The sequence below is a fragment of the Kocuria rhizophila genome, assembly GCF_003667225.1.
In the GTDB taxonomy this organism is placed as follows: domain Bacteria; phylum Actinomycetota; class Actinomycetes; order Actinomycetales; family Micrococcaceae; genus Kocuria; species Kocuria rhizophila.
Map to the genome: position 1 here is coordinate 1 of NZ_RCOM01000121.1, position 4,445 is coordinate 4,445.

2 protein-coding genes are annotated in these 4,445 nt (G+C 70.5%); one reads left to right on the forward strand and one right to left on the reverse strand.

The features are described from left to right. The first annotated feature begins 143 nt into the window (after window positions 1-143). A complete protein-coding gene (locus D9R02_RS11240; RefSeq protein WP_019311288.1) occupies window positions 144-704 on the forward strand; it encodes an aquaporin in 561 nt (186 codons plus the stop codon). Window positions 705-889: 185 nt separating this feature from the next. Here the strand turns inward: D9R02_RS11240 and cydD are convergent, their stop codons facing one another. Next, entirely contained in the window at window positions 890-4,336 is a 3,447-nt protein-coding gene (gene cydD, locus D9R02_RS11245; protein WP_019311287.1) for a thiol reductant ABC exporter subunit CydD, read from the reverse strand. Window positions 4,337-4,445 lie beyond the last annotated feature (109 nt).

Here is a 4,445-nt window from a genome sequence, read left to right on the forward strand (position 1 = left end):
CTCACCATCCGCACCGCGGCGGCCTTCTCCTCGTCCGAGTAGCGACGCGTCGTCGGCTTCCCATTCGCCAGTTCCTTCGGCATAACTCCATCCTCGTTTCCAAGGTCAGGAGCCTCCAACAAACTCACGGCGCTTCAGCGGTCGTGTCCGGGCGCACTCCGGCCAAGGTCGCCCTCGGCTACGTGGTGGCCCAGGTGCTCGGGGCGCTGGTCGCGGTGGGCATGCTGTGGGCGGTGCTGATGACACTGATTGATGCCTCCACCACCGCCCAGGCCTTGGGGGCGGTGGCCAACGGCTACGGGGAGAACTCCACCTCCCAAGCCGGTTGGTCCACCGTGCTTCTGGTCGAGTTCGTGGCGACGACGCTGTTCGTCCTCGTGGTCCTGGGCTCGACAGCCCCACGGGCCAACGCGGTCCTGGCCCCGGTGGCGATCGGGGCGAGCTTCGCCTTCCTGCTCACCATCCTGGCGCCTTTCGACGGCGGGTCGCTGAATCCGGCCCGCTCCACCGGCACCGCGGTTATCGGGGGTGTTGAAAGCCTGTCTCAGCTGTGGCTGTTTTGGGTTGCCCCGTTGCTGGGGGGTCTGGTGGCGGGTCTGATCTACCGTGTGGTAGATCTGGGCCGCTCACCCCGCCGCGCCACCGTGCCGCCCGCCGAAGACGCCACAGCGAGCACCGACACCTCCATCGCCCCGGGAGCGTGAGGGAGCCGAGCGGTGTCTCGTCACGGGATGGTCCTACTCGCCATGGCGTCTTCTCGGAGCCTTCCGGATTAACCCGTGCCAGCGCAGGTCAGCCGGGCGCCGGCGCTGAGGACGGGTCGAGCAGAGTCCCCGGAAGGGCTGTATCCCATCTGGGACGCCTGGAATTTTCTGCGTTGGCGGGACGGTCAGGGAACACGCGTCAGTGACCGGTCGCCGTTTCTAGCCTGCGCATGGTCACTGGTCTGTGCATGGTCACTGGGCTGTGGTGCGCAGTGCTGGTGCGCTCCTGGCAGGTGGAGGCGAACGTCTGCTCCAGTGCGTTGTTCGGCGTGGTGGGTCACGAGCACGACGATGCGGTCGGACAGTGCTGAGCGCAGGTCGGAGATCAGCGAGTGGGCAGCGGGTGCGTCGAGGTGAGCGGTGGGTTCGTCGAGGAGCAGGACGTCGGCGCGGGTGAGCAGCGCCCTGGCGACGGCGATGCGTTGTCGTTGGCCTCCCGAGAGGCTCCCTCCGCTCGGGCCGACTGGTGTGTCCAGGCCCTGGGGCAATCCACCCATGAAGGACTCCAGGCCCACGCGGGTAAGGACCTCATGCATGTCCTCATCGGTGGGCCGATCGTTTTTCCCCCGGGCGAGCAGGAGGTTCCCGCGGATGGTGGAGTCGAACAGGTGTGCCTCCTGGGGGCACCAGGCGAAGCGTCGCCGCAGCTGCCGGGCGTCGAAGGTGGTGCTGTCGGAGCCGTTGACCTGCCATGAGCCCTCCGCGGCGGGCAAGTGGCCCAGGAGGGTCGCCAGCAGGGTGGATTTGCCTGAGCCGGAGGGACCTTCAACGACGAGCCACCGGCCCCGGCGCACGGTGGCCTGGAGGTGGCGGAATGCCGGGGCCGGCGCCTGCGGCCAGGTGACGGCCAGGTCGGCCAGCGTCAGCTCTTGGACCTGAGCCGGAACCAGCCCGGCGGGGGGCCGAGGTCGCTTATGGCGGGTGGTTGTGGCGGTGACGGCATGGACCTTGCGCAGCGACTGGGCCAGCGCGGGCCACTGCTGTACCGCATCGACCGCGCCGAGCAGCGGATCGATCAGGCCCAGGGGCAGCAGCACGAGTGCGGCGACGACCGGTGCGGAGATTGTGCCTGCCGCCCGGGCTTCGACGGTGGTTGCCAGCATGAGCACGGAGGAGAGGGAGCAGGCCAGCACCACGACGGCCTCGCCCAGGCCCCGCGCCCAGGCAGTGGACCGGGTTGCGGTGTCCGCGGACTGCTCGAGGTCGTCGAGCCGGGCGAGCATGTCCTTGGCTCGATCGTTGGCGCGCAGCTCGTCGGAGGCGGCGACCATCGCGGCGAAGCGGCGGATCACGCTGGAGCGCACGACGGTGAGGTGGCGGGCCGCGGATCGGTCGGCCAGCAGCGCCGCGACGGGCCCGGCGAGCAGCCCGCCGAGGACGGCGACCAGTAGCGTGGGCACCGCGCTGGGGCACAGGGCCATGACGGCGACGACAGCCCCCAGGGCGGTGCCGGCCCCGGCCATCGGTGGCAGCAGGACCCGGGGGGCCAGGTCGCGGACCCGGTCGGCGGCGTCGACCAGGTGCTCCAGGGCCGCCCCACCGGTGGCTAGAACCCGGGAGGCCAGGCCTCGGGCGGCCAGCCCGGCCCAGATCCGGGACCTGAGCTCGGTGGTGGCGGACAGGACGGCGTCGTGGGTGGCCAGTCGTTCGGCGTAGCGCAGCACGGCGCGGCCGATGCCGAAGAAGCGGACGCCGACGATGGCGACCATCAGGTACATGATTCCCGGCTGCTCGCTGGCGCGCACGATTAGCCAGCCCGACAGCGTGGTGAGGGCGGCGGCGAACAGGGCTGAGGCCGTCCCCAGGGCCGCTGCCCCCAACATGCGCCAGCGAGTGGAGGCGAGGAACGCCCTGAGCTCGCCCAACGCACCACCGGAGGTCTCGGCGAGTGAAGAAGTGAACGCCTCGCCCTGGCGATCGGAGGCCTGCTGCTCCTCCGGGGCGGTGGTTCCTGGCTGGCGATGCGCCCCCTCCCCGCGGGGGCTGGCGGGCTGCCCCAGGAGCACTTTCTGGTCGGCGAGGGCGGTGATCTCGGTTTCGTGGGAGGCCAGGATCACGGTGGTGGTGCCGCGCAGGTTGTCGATGAGGTTTCTGATGCGGTGCGCGTTGGTGGGATCGAGGTGGGCGGTGGGCTCGTCGAGGAGCAGCAGCCGGGCCCCGGCGGTGATGCGGACCAGGCCCCGGGCCAGGCCCAGGCGGCGCAGTTCCCCGGGGCTGAGTTGGTTCGGGTCCGCCTCGGCCAGCCCGGTCAGTCCGACTCGCGCGAGGGCGTGGTGGGTGGAAGCGGTGTCGTGGGCGTAGAGCTGGATCTCGTCGAGGACGGTCTCGCCGACGGTGTGGATGTGCTGAGGCACCCAGGCCACTGCAGCCGGGTCGATCCCGTGGATGGTTCCTTTTTGGGCTTCGATGGTTCCGGCGAGGACCCCGAGCAGGGTGGATTTGCCGCTGCCGCTGGGGCCTTCGACGCTAGTGATAGTTCCGGAAGGGATTTCGGCGTCGAGACCGGATACTGCTGGGGAGGGCCGTCCTGGGTAGCGCACGACCACGCCACTGATTCGCACCGCGGGTGCCTGGTCCGCTGGGGTGTCCGGCTGGGGGTTGATCGTTGCGGGGTTCGATTCCGGTGGCGTCGGTCTGCGGATGTCGGGGGCCGGGGGCTCGGCGACGATCTCACGGGAGCAGTGCAAGGCTGCCATGCCGTCCTGGGAGGCGTGGAAGGCTGCGCCGAGGTCGCGGAAGGGGGCGAAGCATTCGGGGGCGAGGATGAGGGCAATGAGTCCCACCAGGAGGTCGAGGTCACCGTAGACGAGGCGCACGCCGACGAACACCGCCACGACGGCGACCGAGAGCGTGGCGATCAGCTCGAGCACGAGCGCGGAGAGGAACGCGGTGCGCAGGGTCACCATGGTTGTGTGCCGGTGCTGCTCGGAGACATCGCGCAGCGCCGCAGCCTGCTCCTCGATCCGTCCCAGGCCCACGAGGACGGGCAGTCCACGGGCGAGTTCGACCAGGTGGTGGGAGAGTCGTTGAAGGGCGGCGGAGGACTCCTCAGCCTTGTCCTGGGAGTGCAGCCCGATCAGTGCCATGAACACCGGAATCAGGGGCACGGTGAGCACGATGATGAGGGCGCTGACCCAGTCGGCGGCCAGGATCCGCGCCCCGACCAGCAGAGGCACGGTGGTGGCGGCGGTGACCGAGGGCAGCACGCGCGCGTAGTAGTCGTCGAGGGCGTCGAGGCCGATGGTGCCCACAGTGGTCGTGGCGCCGACGTCGTGGCCGCCCCCGGCCAGGAGGCGGGTGGCGAGTTCTCGGCGCAGCCCCCGCTTCGCCCGACCGGCGGCGCGGACGGCGACGACCTGGGTGGCCCAGGTGGTTGCGGCACGCAGCAGCCCGGCACCGACCCCGACCAGCAGAGCCCGTTGCCAGGCCGCCGTGTCATGAGCGATGACCCCGACGATGCCGCGGGCCAGGGCTTCGGCCATGCCGATCAGAGCCAGAGCCTTGAGCGCTCCGAGGAGGCCGAGGGTGAAGACTGTGGCAGCACCACCGGGGCCCAGCGGGGGACGTTTCATGCCTGCTGGTTCCCGTCCGTGCCCGTCCCCGGCACACCCTCACGTCGGGTACCCGCCGTCGCCTTCGGCGGGGTCGCCGCCACCGGGGACCTGCAGGGCAAGCTCATGT